This is a genomic window from Vibrio sp. T11.5 (assembly GCF_027587155.1).
GTDB lineage: Bacteria > Pseudomonadota > Gammaproteobacteria > Enterobacterales > Vibrionaceae > Vibrio > Vibrio neptunius.
The window spans coordinates 81,348-96,777 of sequence record NZ_JAPPTP010000001.1 but is presented as its reverse complement, the minus strand read 5'-3'; the positions used below and the strand labels follow the sequence as shown (position 1 = coordinate 96,777).

17 protein-coding genes are annotated in these 15,430 nt (G+C 44.4%); 10 read left to right on the top strand and 7 right to left on the bottom strand.

The window, feature by feature from the left end:
* Positions 1 to 22: 22 nt before the first annotated feature.
* Both OH455_RS00500 and OH455_RS00495 read right to left on the bottom strand, forming a co-directional pair.
* Positions 23 to 226, bottom strand: a complete 204-nt coding sequence (locus tag OH455_RS00500; RefSeq protein WP_045973699.1) for a CPXCG motif-containing cysteine-rich protein — start codon at positions 224 to 226, stop codon at positions 23 to 25.
* Positions 227 to 482: 256 nt separating this feature from the next.
* A complete protein-coding gene (locus OH455_RS00495) occupies positions 483 to 1,349 on the bottom strand; it encodes a fructosamine kinase family protein (RefSeq protein WP_269979928.1) in 867 nt (288 codons plus the stop codon).
* A gap of 353 nt (positions 1,350 to 1,702) precedes the next feature.
* Between OH455_RS00495 and OH455_RS00490 the strand changes: the two genes are divergently transcribed.
* Positions 1,703 to 2,047, top strand: a complete 345-nt coding sequence (locus OH455_RS00490; protein WP_006962343.1) for a DUF3802 family protein — start codon at positions 1,703 to 1,705, stop codon at positions 2,045 to 2,047.
* Between the two features lie 2 nt (positions 2,048 to 2,049).
* Here the strand turns inward: OH455_RS00490 and OH455_RS00485 are convergent, their stop codons facing one another.
* Positions 2,050 to 2,562 carry an NlpC/P60 family protein gene (locus OH455_RS00485; protein WP_269979927.1) on the bottom strand — a complete coding sequence of 171 codons (513 nt, stop codon included), beginning with the start codon at positions 2,560 to 2,562 and terminating at the stop codon, positions 2,050 to 2,052.
* 95 nt (positions 2,563 to 2,657) lie between these two features.
* Between OH455_RS00485 and OH455_RS00480 the strand changes: the two genes are divergently transcribed.
* Complete coding sequence (locus tag OH455_RS00480; RefSeq protein ID WP_269979926.1) at positions 2,658 to 4,691, top strand: methyl-accepting chemotaxis protein; 2,034 nt, start codon at positions 2,658 to 2,660, stop codon at positions 4,689 to 4,691.
* A 16-nt stretch (positions 4,692 to 4,707) separates the two neighbouring features.
* On the opposite strand, the gene OH455_RS00475 is transcribed toward OH455_RS00480, so the two are convergent.
* Positions 4,708 to 5,496, bottom strand: coding sequence for a sterol desaturase family protein (locus OH455_RS00475; RefSeq protein WP_269979925.1), 789 nt, complete (start codon positions 5,494 to 5,496; stop codon positions 4,708 to 4,710).
* A gap of 84 nt (positions 5,497 to 5,580) precedes the next feature.
* Here OH455_RS00475 and OH455_RS00470 point away from each other — a divergent pair, with 84 nt between their 5' ends.
* The 3 genes from OH455_RS00470 to OH455_RS00460 all read left to right on the top strand — a co-directional run bounded on the left by OH455_RS00470 (position 5,581) and on the right by OH455_RS00460 (position 7,918).
* A complete protein-coding gene (locus OH455_RS00470) occupies positions 5,581 to 6,315 on the top strand; it encodes a tRNA-uridine aminocarboxypropyltransferase (RefSeq protein WP_269980327.1) in 735 nt (244 codons plus the stop codon).
* Positions 6,316 to 6,463: 148 nt separating this feature from the next.
* A complete protein-coding gene (gene nagK / locus OH455_RS00465; protein WP_045973691.1) occupies positions 6,464 to 7,372 on the top strand; it encodes an N-acetylglucosamine kinase in 909 nt (302 codons plus the stop codon).
* Positions 7,373 to 7,435: 63 nt separating this feature from the next.
* Positions 7,436 to 7,918: a GNAT family N-acetyltransferase gene (locus OH455_RS00460; protein ID WP_269979924.1), complete on the top strand. Its 483-nt coding sequence runs from the start codon at positions 7,436 to 7,438 to the stop codon at positions 7,916 to 7,918.
* A 33-nt stretch (positions 7,919 to 7,951) separates the two neighbouring features.
* Here the strand turns inward: OH455_RS00460 and OH455_RS00455 are convergent, their stop codons facing one another.
* From OH455_RS00455 to mobA, 3 genes are read right to left on the bottom strand one after another with little or no spacing between them, the layout of a single operon-like run.
* Positions 7,952 to 8,218 (bottom strand): DUF2960 domain-containing protein, encoded by a 267-nt coding sequence (locus OH455_RS00455; RefSeq protein ID WP_269979923.1) that lies wholly within the window; start codon positions 8,216 to 8,218, stop codon positions 7,952 to 7,954.
* 51 nt (positions 8,219 to 8,269) lie between these two features.
* Positions 8,270 to 9,718, bottom strand: coding sequence for a molybdopterin-guanine dinucleotide biosynthesis protein B (gene mobB, locus OH455_RS00450; RefSeq protein ID WP_269979922.1), 1,449 nt, complete (start codon positions 9,716 to 9,718; stop codon positions 8,270 to 8,272).
* A complete protein-coding gene (gene mobA, locus OH455_RS00445; protein WP_269979921.1) occupies positions 9,715 to 10,302 on the bottom strand; it encodes a molybdenum cofactor guanylyltransferase MobA in 588 nt (195 codons plus the stop codon). Before mobA ends, mobB begins: the two co-directional genes overlap by 4 nt.
* A 356-nt stretch (positions 10,303 to 10,658) precedes the next feature.
* On the opposite strand from mobA, the gene OH455_RS00440 reads away from it, so the two are divergent.
* From OH455_RS00440 to OH455_RS00420, 5 genes are all read left to right on the top strand, one after another.
* Positions 10,659 to 11,456 carry a substrate-binding domain-containing protein gene (locus tag OH455_RS00440; protein ID WP_269979920.1) on the top strand — a complete coding sequence of 266 codons (798 nt, stop codon included), beginning with the start codon at positions 10,659 to 10,661 and terminating at the stop codon, positions 11,454 to 11,456.
* 14 nt (positions 11,457 to 11,470) lie between these two features.
* A complete protein-coding gene (locus tag OH455_RS00435) occupies positions 11,471 to 12,187 on the top strand; it encodes a hypothetical protein (RefSeq protein WP_269979919.1) in 717 nt (238 codons plus the stop codon).
* Between the two features lie 7 nt (positions 12,188 to 12,194).
* Positions 12,195 to 12,716, top strand: a complete 522-nt coding sequence (locus tag OH455_RS00430) for an RNA polymerase sigma factor (RefSeq protein ID WP_269979918.1) — start codon at positions 12,195 to 12,197, stop codon at positions 12,714 to 12,716.
* Positions 12,701 to 13,453 (top strand): hypothetical protein, encoded by a 753-nt coding sequence (locus OH455_RS00425; protein WP_269979917.1) that lies wholly within the window; start codon positions 12,701 to 12,703, stop codon positions 13,451 to 13,453. The genes OH455_RS00430 and OH455_RS00425 overlap by 16 nt, the downstream gene beginning before the upstream one ends.
* A gap of 210 nt (positions 13,454 to 13,663) precedes the next feature.
* The gene (locus OH455_RS00420) at positions 13,664 to 15,256 is read left to right on the top strand and encodes an ABC-F family ATPase (RefSeq protein ID WP_269980326.1); all 1,593 of its coding nucleotides are present in this window, start codon (positions 13,664 to 13,666) and stop codon (positions 15,254 to 15,256) included.
* Positions 15,257 to 15,430: the final 174 nt, after the last annotated feature.

Sequence of the window (15,430 nt, the reverse complement as noted above, 5' to 3'; positions counted from 1 at the left end):
GAAAAGCGCCTTGTGGCGCTTTCTAAAAAATTTGTTCATCGTCGGCATCAATTGAGAGTTCGATTTCGTCCAATTGCTCGTTAACCATCATACTCAGATGAATAGCGTTGCAACAAGCAGGACAGTCGTCGTAAAAATTCTGGCTACCATTGGTTGCATCTAACGTGATACCAATGGCGTGACCACAATGGGGGCAGGTCACTCTTTTCTCTGTGTATTTTCGCATAGCTCTCTTCCTTACGCCTTTGATGAGCTCAATGCCAAAGCCTTGCATACCTGAGGGTCATCTAGGTACATTCCAACGTCCAGCTTTGAGTGTGTTCAAACCGCTACTGTTAGCTTCGACAATTTAAGCTTAAGTCGCTAAGTTAGTTATAGGCGTAAATTAAGTGAAAAGTTTGAGATGGCTAATAAAACACTGGGCTAGGCGCTTGTATGTGGATTGATGATTTGCATTTAACATGCTGCTTAATATTTCCAATTTAGTAGGTGAGTATTTTGTTAATTAATCGCTCGCATTGGTCTAAATAATGCCCACCAAACTGATTGTAGTGATTGAGTAGGTGATAAAGGTTATAGATGTCTTTACGTTCGCTATAAGCCAAGTCTAAGGGAAAAATGCTCTCATAGCCTTGATAGAATTCTGGTTGAAAACCACCGAAAAGTTCGGTCATTGCAATGTCACACTCTCTGTCTCCCCAATAACAGGCTGGATCGTAGCAAATAGGGCCAAACACTGACTTGGCCACGTTACCATGCCAAAGGTCTCCGTGCAGTAAAGATGGGCGAGGGTTATGGTTGCCTAATCTGTCCTTCACTAAATGACTAAAGTCATTGATATCGACAAGGGTGATCCCTTTTTCTTTCATTAGCTGAAGTTGCCATCCAATGCGTTGCTCGGCAAAAAAACGCCCCCATTTTCGTCCCCATTTGTTGGGTTGGATAGTTGAACCAATAAAGTTATCTTGGTCAAATCCATATTCTTTCTGCTCTCCCCACTGATGGAGCATTGCAAGCTGCTGGCCAAATTTATAACTGTCACTGCTGTCGTCGAGTGGTTTGGTTGGGAGGTAATTTAGAATCAGGAAGGCGTGTTCTTTACTCTTGCCGGTATGAATATGTTCTGGGACGAAAATAGTGGAGCTTTCTCGTAAGATTCGGATGTTTTCTGCTTCTATCTCAAATTGAGAGTAAAAGCCTCGTAGATTGACTTTAACAAAATAGCGTTGCTCTCCATCACTTATCATGTAGCAATCACTGATGTCACCGCCAGTTAAGCGGTTTTTCTCGACAATATCGAACGAGAACATTAATGCTTCAGACAATTGCTCGGCTATGGCGTGCCACATATCCAGATCCGTTTTTGCCGCTGAGTACTAACATTGTAGAATAAGAAGTGAGGTAATTCTGAATCAGACTACAAAAAATTCAATCATTTAGCGTGAGACAGGATTGAGCTTGTTAATTTGTGAGCTTTGTCATGTCCAACCAGAACCTATAAACTAGTAAAATAGTTTAGTACTGATAAAAGTTGATCCTAGTTCAAAGCAATCAGTTAGAAATTAAACCAAACTCTTCAACTAAGGTATAAACAACTTTTGAATTTTAATGAGCATCGAGTCGACTTGAGTTGTGAAAACTCATTGATATGGCTTAGTATTAGATAGTGACTCGAAAGTAGAATAATTAATGGAGAACGACAGTGGTTGTTGAAACCGATGGCTACCTAGCACTCATTGAGCATCTGGCTTTTAATCTTGATGTCTTTTCATCTGACGATGGGGACACAGGTGCTGAAAGTGTCGAAGATGTTGTTACCGATATGGTAGCGAGTAACATCATGGCCATTTTTGAGCAGAATCCAGAGCTGCACTCTAGTGTTCGCTTCCAATTGCTGAAGGAAGCCGACTCAGTAGTAGAAGATTTAGGGGAAGTGTTAGCGGGTGTTTGGGCTAAACCCGCAACTAATGATCAGATTACATTCCTTGATGAGTATATTGCACTGGTTAAAAATCTATTTGATTCCGCAGTCGCTAAATACGACTGATTTCAATTCACCACAGGCGGCGTGGCAACCCGTCTGAAATGCCAGAATTTAGAAGCCCAATAAGGATTGTCCAGCCTAGAAATTATCACGCCTTTTGATGTTGAAGCATGCATAAATTGCTTGTTGCCAATGTACACGCCCACATGACGAACCTTTATTGATGTTTTGAAAAAGGCTAGATCTCCTACTTGAACTTGCTCATAACTCATCTCGTTTCCGACACTTATCTGTGCCAGGGTGGTACGGGGTAAATGAATGTTCAATACTTCTCTGTAAGCTACTTGAACGAAAGCAGAACAATCAATACCGTTGTAACTGTTGCCCCCTAGACGATAGGGGACGCCCTTCCAATCCTTATACACCTCAAGAAACTCTTGTTGCACACCTTTTTCATACGAAGAGATATTCTTAGCACTATCTAAGGTATTGAAGTCTGTTGAGGAAGGGGAACTGGTGCATCCTGCTAAGAAGATAATTAACAAAGCAATTGAAAATTGCGGCGCAAATCTATTCATGGTGTCAATCCAACCTCTTAGTGACATTTTTATGTAATATTGTCTAAATAGAATCGCACACTGATTAAACTTTTGTATGATGTTGGTTCAAAATTATGCCCAAGCAAAAGACGAGTTTCTCACCCTCGCTCATTCAAACTATCAGTGCTGTATTCTTAACGATAACCATACTTGTCATCGGCTTATCTGTCACCAGTATTAAAGGGATTGAGAGAGTTGGTGCTCAATTTGAGACGCTTTCAGATCAGGCGCTTCCTCTTTCAATGACCAATGCAAAGCTCACACAAGCCATTCTGGAACAGGTGAAACAACTCGGCTACGGCTCTCAAGCTAGTGATATTGAGAGCCTTAATAGAATCAAGCAACAAACCGTTAACGGTGCGGATGAAACATTGATGTTAGTCGAGCAGGTCTTTGTGATTTCTTCGCAATTCAATCAAGCCATATCGCAACAGCAAGAACTAGCACTTAGAGAGAATATTAAAGCGTTATCTGATTTAACCAATAGAATACTTTCAACCCAGCAGTCGCTGCTGAAAATGCAGGGGAGTATAGATTCTCAAGTGACAGAATTCCGCTATGGCTTGAGCTCAATCGGACCAGAAATGAATCGAATCAGTTCCTTTCTTGCCGCAGATAACCCTGAATCTTCAGATGCTGCGAATCGATTTATTGCCAGCGCGAGCTCTATGGAAAGCACATTTCTAGTTTTGATGATGCAAACGGATCAAGACAAAGCAATGCAAGAGTACAAGGAAATGCGTAATCGTATTGCTGGGATCAATCTAGCGTTCGGTGACTTTTCAGAATGGCACCCCGAGGTTAAAGAGTTTGCGAGTTTAATCGCCCCATACGATATGGTCCAAGATGGGTTTTCTGAGTCAGGGGTGCTAAAGCAAATTTTGAAAAAATTAGAATTGGCACAAGATCAGAGCGCGCAGCTTTCTCAAGCGGCGATTTTGGCCAATGACACCATTCAATTGCTTAATAATATTTCCCAGACAGCAGAAGCGCTAATCGAAGGTAGTAAACGTGTCGTTAGCAACACTATCTACTCTATCAATACGCTACTGATTATTAGTAGCTTGGTGTTGGTCGCAATTATTGTTGTTTCTTGGGCTTCTCTACGAGCTTGGATTAATCGAGGATTGAGAAACATCACTGGTAGTCTTAATAGGCTAACTGAACATGACTTTACCAACAAGGTTACTTTGCTCGGGCCATTTGAAATGAAAGAAGTGGCGTGCAAACTCAATCAGGTTATCGAGTCAACTCGAGGTTCTATCTCGACGGTGACGAGAAACTGCGAGACGTTATATCAAACAGCGGAAATTAGTCATGGTGCAGCGGAGCAATCCAATCTGAGCTTGGCACGTCAGAATGAATCCCTCACCAACATGGTTGAGACGGTCACGCAACTCGAAGCATCGATAAAAGAAATCGCAACCGTGACCAACGAGTCATACAGTGAATCCCAACAAGCGGCAGAGTATTCTGGAAACGGGGTGAAAGTCATCGAGCAGAATCAAGCCAGGCTTCAATCGTTAGAAGACACACTTAACATGAATGAACACTCCATGGTTGAGTTAGACAATCGAGTGAAACAGATTCGTGAAATGGTCGATATGATTTCCGGTATTGCAGAGAATACCAATTTGTTGGCACTCAATGCTGCTATTGAAGCTGCACGAGCAGGAGAGCAAGGAAGAGGATTTGCTGTGGTTGCTGATGAAGTGCGTAAGCTGGCGAGTGATACATCGAAACAGACGTCAAACATCCGCGACCGTATGAGTGAATTGGTTGCTGCTGCCGAGAAATCGCGTAGTGCAGTTTCAGCTAGCCGAGAGGAAATGACGTTCGCTCTTGAGTCCAGTGAACAAGTAAAAAGTACTTTTGAAAACATTGAGAAAGCGGTTAATCAGATACGTCTTCGAGTGGAGCAAATTACTGTAGCGACAGAAGAGCAGGAGAGGGCAACAGCGGATGTAAGCCAGTCCATTGCTAATGTATCGGAACAGGGAGAGCAAACTAAACTTCAACTTGAATCAATGGTTGAAAATTCAGAACAAGTTGCAGAAATTGCAGGTCATCAACAAGCTATGCTTCATAAATACAACTTGCCACAATAGTCATTGAACCAGTAACTTACTTGTCTCGAAAGGGCTGGGTTAACATCTTATCCAGCCTTTGTTCGTTTGGTGTCTGGAAAAGTGGAATGCCAATCTTTACGTCGTTGTGTCCACGCTCAGGTTGATCGATGTAAGTACCGAACCAGCGATCCCAGATAGAGAGAAAAAAACCAAAGTTAGAATGGGTTTCTCGTGGTATTACTGAGTGGTGCACGCGATGCATGTCTGGTGTGACAATGACTTTGCGTAGAACAGCATCCACCTTGAATGGCAGCTTGGCGTTGCTGTGATTAAACATCGCGCTTGCATTGAGAATGATCTCAAACACGATGATTGCAACAGGAGAAACACCCAGTGCGACCACAAGTCCAATTTTAATCCACATCGACAACACGATCTCAATTGGATGGAAGCGGCTGCCTGTCGTGACATCGATATCCTGATCCGCATGATGCATTCTGTGCAATCGCCATAGCCAAGAGACTTTATGAAAGACCAGGTGTTGGAGGTAAATCGCCAGATCGAGAAAGATGACACACATGATGACTTGCGCGAATAAGGGGAAATCTAGGTGATTGAGTAAGCCCCATTGCTGTTTGAGCGCAACGTTTGCTGCCTCAAAGGCGAGTACTGGCATAAATATGCCGAGAAAAACCGAGTTAAACGTGACTAAACCAAGATTGTTCATCCAGCGATAGAGCTTATTCTGAGTCAGCTTTTTTCGTGGAGTCAGCCACTCCCACATTCCACACAGTACGAGCACAGAAACAAAACAGCTTAAGCGAATAAGATCAGGATTCTGCATACGACGTTTTTCTCCCTCATGGAACTTGCAACGGATTTGTCTCAAGGTAAACTCTGCACCCTTTATCATTATCCACTAACTTACATGAGAATCCACGCTTTTCACCGTCTCTATCAACATCGCCTAGAGCACTCGACTAAGCCGTTTAATGCAAGGGGCTGTAAAGTCCTGCGTTGTCAGTACTGTCAGGTCGCTGAACACTTTTGTATCTGTCCATATCAGCCTGATGTCTCCAGCTCAGTGGCGGTGATGCTGCTAGTGTCTGAAAACGAAGTCTTCAAGCCAAGCAATACTGGGCGGCTTATCCTTGATACGGTAAAAGAAGGTTATGTGTATCAATGGAGTCGCACAGAACCCGATCAGGCGATGCTGTCGTTGCTCAATCATGAAGATTATCAGCCCATCGTAGTGTTTCCTGATGAGTACGTTGAAGATAAGTCTCGCTTACTTGGAGAACATCCTCGTCAGCAGTGTGGTGGTAAAAAACCATTACTCATCTTTCTAGATGGGAGTTGGAGAGAAGCTAGGCGCATTTTTCGAAAGTCACCATATCTGAATGCGCTTCCTGTTTTGTCAGTGTCGCCAGAATCAATTTCTCAGTATGTCATGAGACGTTCCGACAATGAACAACATCTAGCTACGGCGGAAGTCGCCACATTGGTACTTGAACAGCTAGGTGAAGAACAGACGGGGCAAACGCTTAAACTGTGGTTTGACGTATTTAAAGAAAGCTACCTGTTAAGTAAGACCAGAATTAAGCCAAACTTCGACCGACCACTGCTGCAACATTATCTTCAGAAGGTGAAAAACGAGAATTAAGTCTGAAAATAATCGGTTTGTTGGCGATAGTCTGCACAGTTAAGTCTAGGTAGTGGTTAAATTCGTTCCACGTCACGGATTGTAGGCGTACCAATGTGGATAATGAACCGATTTTGACTTTTTTATATTTGTTTCTGGGAGAGATACGATGTACTACGGCTTTGACGTTGGAGGCACTAAGATTGAATTTGGTGCGTTTAATGAACAATTAGAGCGTGTTGCCACAGAGCGCGTACCAACGCCAACGGAAGACTATTCTTTATTAGTGAGCACGATTGCTGAACTAGTGAATAAGTATGACAAACAGTTTGGTTGCGAGGGAAAGATCGGTTTAGGTCTACCTGGAATGGAAGATGCCGATGATGCTACCGTTCTGACGGTCAATGTGCCTGCGGCCAAAGGTAAGCCACTTCGCGCTGATCTTGAAGCTAAAATAGGCCGTAGCGTTAAAATTGAAAACGATGCGAACTGCTTTGCACTTTCTGAAGCGTGGGATGAAGCGCTTAAAGATGAGCCTTCAGTGATGGGGCTGATTCTTGGCACTGGCTTTGGTGGTGGATTAATTTACGACGGCCAAGTATTTTCCGGCCGTAACCACGTGGCGGGTGAGCTTGGACATATGCGTTTACCAATTGATGCTTGGTTCCACTTGGGAGACAACGCGCCACTACTAGGTTGTGGCTGTGGCAAAAAAGGCTGCTTGGACAGCTACTTATCGGGCCGTGGTTTCGAGTTAATATACGAGCACTATTACGGCGAAGCGAAACAAGCGATTGATATCATCAATGCATATAAGGAAGGCGAAGCTAAGGCAGCTGAGCATGTTGAGCGCTTTATGGAGCTGTTGGCAATTTGCTTTGCTAATATCTTCACCGCTAATGACCCACATGTTGTTGCACTGGGTGGTGGGTTGTCTAATTTCGAACTCATTTACGAAGAGATGCCAAAGCGTGTGCCTAAGTATCTGCTATCTGTTGCTAAGTGCCCGAAGATTATCAAAGCAAAACATGGCGATTCCGGTGGTGTGCGTGGGGCTGCGTTCCTCAACATCAAATAATCTTGATTTGATTGCATAAATTTGAGAGCTTGCTTAGGCAGGCTCTTTTTTATGGTAATCACAATGACTTTGCTCGCCTTTCAACAACAACACTATAAGCAACTAATCGACTGGATCGATTCCGCTGAGCTTAACTATCTGTGGGGTGGGCCTGCGTATCAGTATCCATTAACGGTTGAAAGCATCGACACCCATTGCTCACAAGCTGAGGTCAAGCCATTTCTGTACGCTCATGAGGGCCAAGTAGCTGGCTTCGTCGAGCTGTATTGTCATTCGAGTGATATTGCTCGTATCTGCCGGGTCTTCGTTGCTCCTCAGTTTAGAGGACAGGGTGTAGCGAAAGTAATGTTGCAAGCATTGATTGGAGAAGCTAGAAACCAAGGGTATAGCGAAATTACATTGTGTGTATTTAGCCACAATACATCGGCTATTCGCTGTTATCACTCCCTAGGTTTTGTTGAAGTGAAGAGAGAGCATGGTGTTCGAGAGTTTGATGGAGAGAGTTGGGAACTTATCCATATGGTTCAAAAATTACAAATCAATTAAAGCAAAACAGGAGCGCTAGGCTCCTGTTTACAACTAGTTGTCCTTTTTACCGACACCGCGGTTTTCTTTTTGCTTGAGAGTGATTTTCTCAAATCCTAACTTTCTAAAGTGGTTGTCGCGGTAATTGCGCATTGCCTTAGTATCTGACACCGCTTCAATCTGCTGTTCCATCTTAAGGAACTCGGAAATATCGATACCTTCTGCTTCAGCCACTGCTTCATGAATATTACGATGTTGCTGATACGAAAAAGTCAGCGTTTTGTCTTCACCCTTATAGGTATACAGGATTGTGCGAGCCATATGTAATTCTCTTAAGATAAATGAGGCCGGCTGAGCTGGCCTTTGATTGCGCTAGATTCTGCCTTGAAGAGGAATGATTGTCACGCTTTCTCCGACTTTTACTGTATCGATCGCTGGCGAAACTTCAATTAAACAATTGGCTTCACTCATTGAGCGCAAAATGTCCGATCCTTGTTTTCCTGTGCCTCTGACGAACAATTGCCCTTGTGGATCGATGTGATAAACGCCAGGGCTGAATTCAGTACGGCCTTGGCAAGAATGTAGGTCTTCAAGTGCGGCAGCTTTGACTTTCAATGGTTGCCAACCTTGCTCTCCTTGCATTTTACGCAGCGCTGGCTCAATAAAGTTGATGAACGATACCATCACAGCTAGGGGATGACCTGGTAAGCCGAAGAAGGGTTTATTGTTAACCTTACCAAAGCCGAGCTGTCGACTTGGCTTTATATTGATACGCCAAAAGTCAATGCTGCCCAATTTATCTAAAGCGAGTTTGATGAATTCGGTATCACCGACAGAAACACCACCTGACGTGATAATGGCATCTGCTTGAGCCGAGGCAGCTTGCAGGGCTTCTGTTATGCTCTGTTGATTGTTTTCGAGAATACCAAGATCAAGGATCTCACAGCCCAATCTTTCTAACAGGCCAAGTAGGGTAAAGCGGTTGGAGTCATAAATAGATTTCGGAGCTTGCTTGGTATACAGCGTCTGCACTTCATCACCTGTAGAGAACACCGCGACCTTCAAGCGGCGAAAAACAGGACACTCTGCAACACCCAAAGAGGCGAACATCCCCATTTGAGGTGACTCTAGTCTTTTGCCTTGACTGAACAACACGCGTCCGTAGCTATGCTCAATAGCGCATGATTCCACGTCTTTCAGGGGGTGAACTGCAGAGAGGATTTTGTCTTGCCCTTCGCTGACTGAAAGAAATACAGGAGACAGCGTATCGTCACACCCTGAAGTTTTGGTGGCTTGCTCTAATTTCTTGGGCTTGACGTAGTCGCAAACAAAACAAGCGATAGCATCAAGATCTTTAATATTCATCTGAGGCAGGGACACATCTTCAACATGCGTGTCAGCAACGATAGCGATGATGTTACTGTCGTTAGGGTGCAGCCAAGGTTTGCCCACTTCTTCTCTGTGCAGCTCGATTTTTGGAAAAGCAATATTCTTGCACCCTTCAACCAAGATGACGTCTAACTTTTCCGTATCGAAGCGACTTAGTAGGTAATCAAATTCAGATTCAGCTTCGGGTGTTTCCGTCATTAAAGCGTGCCGATGACGAGACGAAACGAGCATCTGAGACGCGCCAGCTTTACGTAACCGGAAGCTGTCTTTACTTTCTTTATCTACATCAAAATTGTGGTGTGCGTGCTTTAGCATACCAATGCGTAATCCTGCCTGAGTTAATCTTGGCAACAAAGCTTCCAACAATGTGGTTTTACCAGTTCCAGAATAAGCAGCGAACCCCAGAATTGGGATAGGGATCGAGAGCTTCATGAATGTATGGTTCCAAATTGTGCCAGTTCTTCAGGGGTGTTGAGGTTAACGAAACAGTCTATCGCATCGCTAAAATCCACATAGTGTGTGTTGCATTCTTTATAGAGAAGGCTGATTTTTCTATCGCCACGCGCAAGGAACGCGGTCAGTTTTGCAAAGACCCGTTTATGGTAGAGCGTGAAGACGGGCTGCTGGTAGAGGCCATCATGGGCGACCAAAATGTCAGAATCTTCTTTTACGGCAGAGCAAAAACGAGCGACTAAGTCCATGCTTATTTGTGGGCTGTCGCAGGGAACAAACCCAACCCAGTCTTGAGCTGCTGAAGCTAGTCCAGCATGAATACCGCCCATCGGACCGGGGAAATCTTTTATTTTATCGCCAATTACGACACCATACGCCGAATAGGTATCCTGATTGCGGTTTGCGTTGATCATGATGTCAGAAACTTGTGCGGACAGTCGCTCATATACATGTTGAATCAGAGGTTTATTGTCCAGTGCAATAAGGCCTTTGTCTTTTCCGCCCATACGCCTGGCCTGACCGCCAGCTAATATTACCCAACTTGTTTGCGTTGGAAGAAGCATAAGTGTTCTCTTGCCTTGTATCTTTAATAACGTGTGAATGATGAATAGATTATCTGACTCCTAGCGCTCGCAACGCGCTGCGTCTCATTGCAAGAAAGTACAGAAACATATTCATCCGCTAGTGTGTTTGTAAAGCCTACCATGTGTCGCGTCACAATAACTTGAGCTCGCTTAATTTTAGCTGATTCTAATTAGGGCCTATTACCATAGGCAACATTTTGATAAACCGTGTTGTAAAATGCATCGAAACAGCTTGCTTGATAATCAGGCTTTGAAAATATTTTGTTTTCTGCTGCATCCAAATTGAACCTCTGTGCGTCTCTTGTCTGAAACTGTCATTTATTTAAGGAGAAGACATGAAGCGTCACCTGACTTTGACCAGCTTGGCTATGCTGATCGCAACAACATCAGCATTAGCTTCGCCCAAACTCGACCCGAGCATCATTCATGAGCCTCAAGATGGTGTGATCCATGTTTATGGGCCAGGTGGCCCGGACACTGCATTACGCCAAGCGGCGGAGGCGTACACTAAGAAAAGTGGTGTACAGGTCAATGTGATTGCTGGCCCTGAGTCAAAGTGGACTCTGGATGCACAAAAGAATGCAGATTTAATTTTTGGTTCCTCCGAACAGTCAATGAGTGCATTTGTTGAAACCTATCCATTCATTACTAACCAAGATGTTGAGCCTGTGTATCTTCGACGTGCCGTTATTGCTGTTCCAAAAGGAAACCCCAAAAATATTACTGGGATTAAAGATTTGTTAGACAAGCCTGCTCGGATTGTCGTCACTGAGGGGTTAGGTGTGTACAACACCTCCGGCACGGGGGTCTGGGAAGATGTTGTCGGTAGAACAGGGTCGCTCGCTGATGTGAAAAATTTTCGTAGCAAGATTATTGCTTATGCCAAAGGCAGTGGCGCGAGTTTTAAAGCGTTTCAACAGCAAAATGCAGACGCTTGGATTACATGGATTCATTGGCCACTGAATCACAGCGATAAGGTTGACTACGTTGAAATTGAGCCTGAGCGACGTATCTATCGTGATCTCACGTTGGCTAAAGCGAAAGGGGCTGACTCGAAAACTCAAGACTTCATCAATTTTGTTAACAGCAGTGAAGGGAGTGATTTTTTTTCCCGTGAAGGCTGGACTCGATAATAAGGGCAACCAAAATGAAAGCACTATTCGTTACAACACTAATGTTCATTCCAACCAGCTACGCCATGGCGTCCGCACCGATAGTCGATACTGGCTTCGGCGAGGTATACGTGGATGATACAGGTAAATCTCTTTACACTTTTGCTAAGGACCCAATCGGGAAATCGGTATGCAAAGGAGACTGCGAGGCGTTATGGCCACCACTGTTGGCTGAAGGGCGCAATAGTATGCAGTTTGCAGGGCAAACAGGTTTTAGCCAGATAGTTCGTGCAGATGGTGCCAACCAATGGGCTTTAGAGGGAAAACCATTGTATCGGTGGGCTAAAGATAACCAGCCGGGTGATATAACTGGAGCTGGCGTTAAAGGTGTATGGCCACTTGCTCGTGCCGATGATGTGACAATTAAGTTGTTTAATGATGGCACACGTCGTTTCTTGGTCGATGGTGGCAATCAAACACTCTATACCTTCGATAAAGACAGTACCAATCAATCTGTTTGTTATGGTGATTGTGAAGTGAAATGGCCGCCTGCCTACGTGGATTCCGAGCTGACTGAAAAAGGTATCGAAAGCCTTAAGTTGACCGGAGGATTTGGGGTTACGCAGCGAAGTGATAACTCATATCAATGGACATTTGAGGGTAAACCGCTTTATCGTTGGTTTAAGGACCAGAATCCGGGTGACACCAGTGGCGATGGTGTGAAAAACGTTTGGCATCTTGTTACCCAATGAGGAAAGTGTGAGTACAGATAAACATCAAATAGGTTTACTGCTTGCCAAAGTAGCGCTTCGAGACCGGGAGGCTTTCGAAGCGCTCTATCAGTTAACCAGCACAAAACTTTTCAGCTTGATTTGTAGTGTCGTAAAAGACGAACAAGTCGCGGCGGAATTACTTCAGGAAGGCTTCGTTAAACTCTGGTATAGCGACAACCGATATCCACTAGATTATCCATGGGCATGGCTGTGTCAAAGTATGAGGAACCTTGCTATTGATGAAGTCAGGAAACGCAACAGGCGGAGAGAAGAGCCGCTGGAAAAATCATTGGAGCAAGCTGAACGGCAAGTCTTATCGACTGCAGAAACTGGGCTTGAACGTTGTTTACAATCTCTCAGCGAAGAGAAAAGGAATGCGATAGTACTGGCCTATACACACGGGATGAGCCATCAGGAGATCGTCCAACACATTAAAACGCCACTTGGCACAGTAAAGTCTTGGATTCGCCGTGGGCTACAGGAGCTGAAACGATGTCTGACCGATTAACGACCCGCCGTTACCAGAACTCTGAACTAAGAGATAGGCTAGCAAGTGAATACGTGTTAGGTACGCAAACGCCGCGGGTAAGACGCAGGTTGGAGGCCCTGATGAAAGCAGACACGACGTGGTGGGAGTATGTAGAGCTGTGGCAACAGCATTTATCTGGTCTGAATCCTTGCACAGAGTTTGAATCTTCTGAACATGACTTAAAACGTCCACCAAAAAGAGTGTGGAAAAATATATCTGCCCGAACACTCAATTTTCGTCGAGGTGCAAGGCGTATACGCTGGTGGTGGCTACCGACAGGCATGGCGCTTTCACTGTTAGCGGGTATTGGGCTGCGGCCGATCTTATTACAACCCTCTTTACCTATTGAAATTGCTCAGGTTCGTCCTGTGAGTTATTTAGCCATGATGTCTTCAGAGACCCAGAAGAACCACTTTGCGCTGGTGGCATATCAAGGCGATAAACCCGGCCAATCAAGCCTGCGTATGCAGCGTAATCTAAACATGAATAAAGTGCCGATGGACAGGGCGATGGTGTGGATGAGAAACTCCGAGAGTGGTGAACTCCAACTGATCGATAGTTTGCAGAACGTGAATGATATTCGTTATATGTCGCCTACAGAATGGCAGGCACTGAAGAACAGTTCTGAGTTATTGGTGACCAAAAATCGTGATCCAGAGAGTGAAGTCCTATATCGCGGACGTTGTGTCGAGCTCAGCAGCTGGCAAGCAATTTAATCTGCAGAAATAAAGCGCCCTTTAAAGGGCGCTTACTTTTTAGAGCAACCATCAACGGTGGCAAAAAGCCTCTTGAAAAGGAAATGGATTTGAACAATTGATGTAGTTCACAGTTCCAAACTGCTATACTCTGCGCAAATTCTTATCTGTTTCAATAATGATTTCTCTATCTCAATGAAAAATATAGAGAAATTGTAGGGGGATACTCTCATCATAAGTACAAATAACATCACGCAGCAATTTGGTGCAAAACCGCTGTTCGAAAACATTTCAGTGAAATTTGGCGAAGGAAATCGTTACGGCCTGATTGGTGCTAACGGTTGTGGTAAGTCGACTTTCATGAAGATTCTGAGCGGTGAGTTAGACCCGACTGGAGGTAACGTGAGTTACGATCCAAATGAGCGTGTTGCTAAACTGAATCAGGATCAGTTCGCTTATGAAGAGTTTACGGTAATTGATACCGTTATCATGGGCTACAAAGAGCTGTGGAAGGTTAAGCAAGAGCGTGACCGTATCTATTCTCTGCCAGAGATGAGTGAAGAAGACGGAATCAAAGTTGCTGAGCTTGAAGTTGAGTTTGCTGAGATGGACGGTTACATGGCTGACGCGAAAGCAGGTGAACTTCTTTTAGCCGTTGGTATACCAGAAGAGCAGCATTACGGTTTGATGAGCGAAGTGGCTCCGGGCTGGAAACTGCGTGTGCTTCTTGCTCAGGTACTGTTCGCAGACCCGCATATCATGCTTCTTGACGAACCAACCAACAACTTGGACATGGATACTATCCGCTGGCTGGAAGAAACGCTGAACCAGCGTAACTGCACCATGATTATCATCTCGCACGACCGTCACTTCTTAAACTCTGTATGTACTCATATGGCTGACCTAGACTACGGTGAACTGCGTATTTACCCAGGTAACTATGATGAATACATGACGGCTGCCTCTCAGGCTCGTGATCGTCTTTTGTCTGATAATGCGAAGAAGAAAGCGCAAATTGCTGAGCTACAAACCTTCGTTGCACGCTTCTCTGCAAACGCATCAAAAGCCAAACAGGCGACTTCTCGTGCTAAGCAGATCGACAAGATTCAGTTAGAAGAAGTGAAAGCGTCCAGCCGCCAAAACCCGTTTATTCGCTTCGAACAATCTAAAGAGCTATTCCGGAATGCTCTAATTATAGAAAACCTCTCTCAAGGTTTTGAAGACGATCTATTCTCAGATGTCAACGCAATTTTCGAAGTTGGTGAGCGCGTTGCAATCATCGGTGAGAACGGCGTAGGTAAAACGACGCTTCTCAACACTCTAGCGGGCGCTCTTGAGCCACGATCTGGTGAGTTCAAATGGTCTGAAAACTCCAACATCGGTTATTACGCTCAGGATCATGCAGAAGATTTTGCCGAAGATATGAATCTGATGGATTGGATGGGTCAGTGGCGTCAAAGTGGTGAAGATGAGCAGGTTGTACGTAGTTTCCTAGGTCGTATGTTGTTCTCTCAGGATGACATCAAAAAGTCTGTTCAGGTACTGTCTGGTGGTGAGCAAGGTCGAATGCTTCTCGGTAAAATCATGATGCATAAGCCAAACATGCTGCTAATGGATGAACCAACTAACCACATGGATATGGAGTCCATCGAGTCGTTGAACTCAGCGCTTGAGCAATACAAAGGTACTTTGTTTTTCGTTTCGCACGACCGAGTATTTGTTGACTCTTTGGCAACGCGAATTCTGGAAATTAAAGATGGCAAGATTAACGATTTTCGTGGTACTTACTCAGAATTCCTAAAGTCGAAAGGCATTGATGGTTAACGTTTGTAGATGAATCAAAGCCTCATTTATGTGGGGCTGGTATTCATAGCCAAAATTGGCGGTTATCTCATCTATGATGTCGTCAATTTCTGGATGCATAAAAGCAAAAAGCTCCAAAATAGACTGTGGAGCTTTTTTATTGCCTAGTATTAGCGCGATTCAACTATTCTCTGG

Coding starts and splice junctions, on each gene's coding strand:
- OH455_RS00500 (WP_045973699.1), bottom strand. CDS start 226: ATGCGAAAATACACAGAGAAAAGAGTGACCTGCCCCCATTGTGGTCAC.
- OH455_RS00480 (WP_269979926.1), top strand. CDS start 2,658: ATGCCCAAGCAAAAGACGAGTTTCTCACCCTCGCTCATTCAAACTATC.
- OH455_RS00475 (WP_269979925.1), bottom strand. CDS start 5,496: ATGCAGAATCCTGATCTTATTCGCTTAAGCTGTTTTGTTTCTGTGCTC.
- OH455_RS00470 (WP_269980327.1), top strand. CDS start 5,581: ATGAGAATCCACGCTTTTCACCGTCTCTATCAACATCGCCTAGAGCAC.
- mobB (WP_269979922.1), bottom strand. CDS start 9,718: ATGAAGCTCTCGATCCCTATCCCAATTCTGGGGTTCGCTGCTTATTCT.
- OH455_RS00485 (WP_269979927.1), bottom strand. CDS start 2,562: ATGAATAGATTTGCGCCGCAATTTTCAATTGCTTTGTTAATTATCTTC.
- nagK (WP_045973691.1), top strand. CDS start 6,464: ATGTACTACGGCTTTGACGTTGGAGGCACTAAGATTGAATTTGGTGCG.
- OH455_RS00440 (WP_269979920.1), top strand. CDS start 10,659: ATGAAGCGTCACCTGACTTTGACCAGCTTGGCTATGCTGATCGCAACA.
- OH455_RS00435 (WP_269979919.1), top strand. CDS start 11,471: ATGAAAGCACTATTCGTTACAACACTAATGTTCATTCCAACCAGCTAC.
- OH455_RS00425 (WP_269979917.1), top strand. CDS start 12,701: ATGTCTGACCGATTAACGACCCGCCGTTACCAGAACTCTGAACTAAGA.
- mobA (WP_269979921.1), bottom strand. CDS start 10,302: ATGCTTCTTCCAACGCAAACAAGTTGGGTAATATTAGCTGGCGGTCAG.
- OH455_RS00460 (WP_269979924.1), top strand. CDS start 7,436: ATGACTTTGCTCGCCTTTCAACAACAACACTATAAGCAACTAATCGAC.
- OH455_RS00495 (WP_269979928.1), bottom strand. CDS start 1,349: ATGTGGCACGCCATAGCCGAGCAATTGTCTGAAGCATTAATGTTCTCG.
- OH455_RS00455 (WP_269979923.1), bottom strand. CDS start 8,218: ATGGCTCGCACAATCCTGTATACCTATAAGGGTGAAGACAAAACGCTG.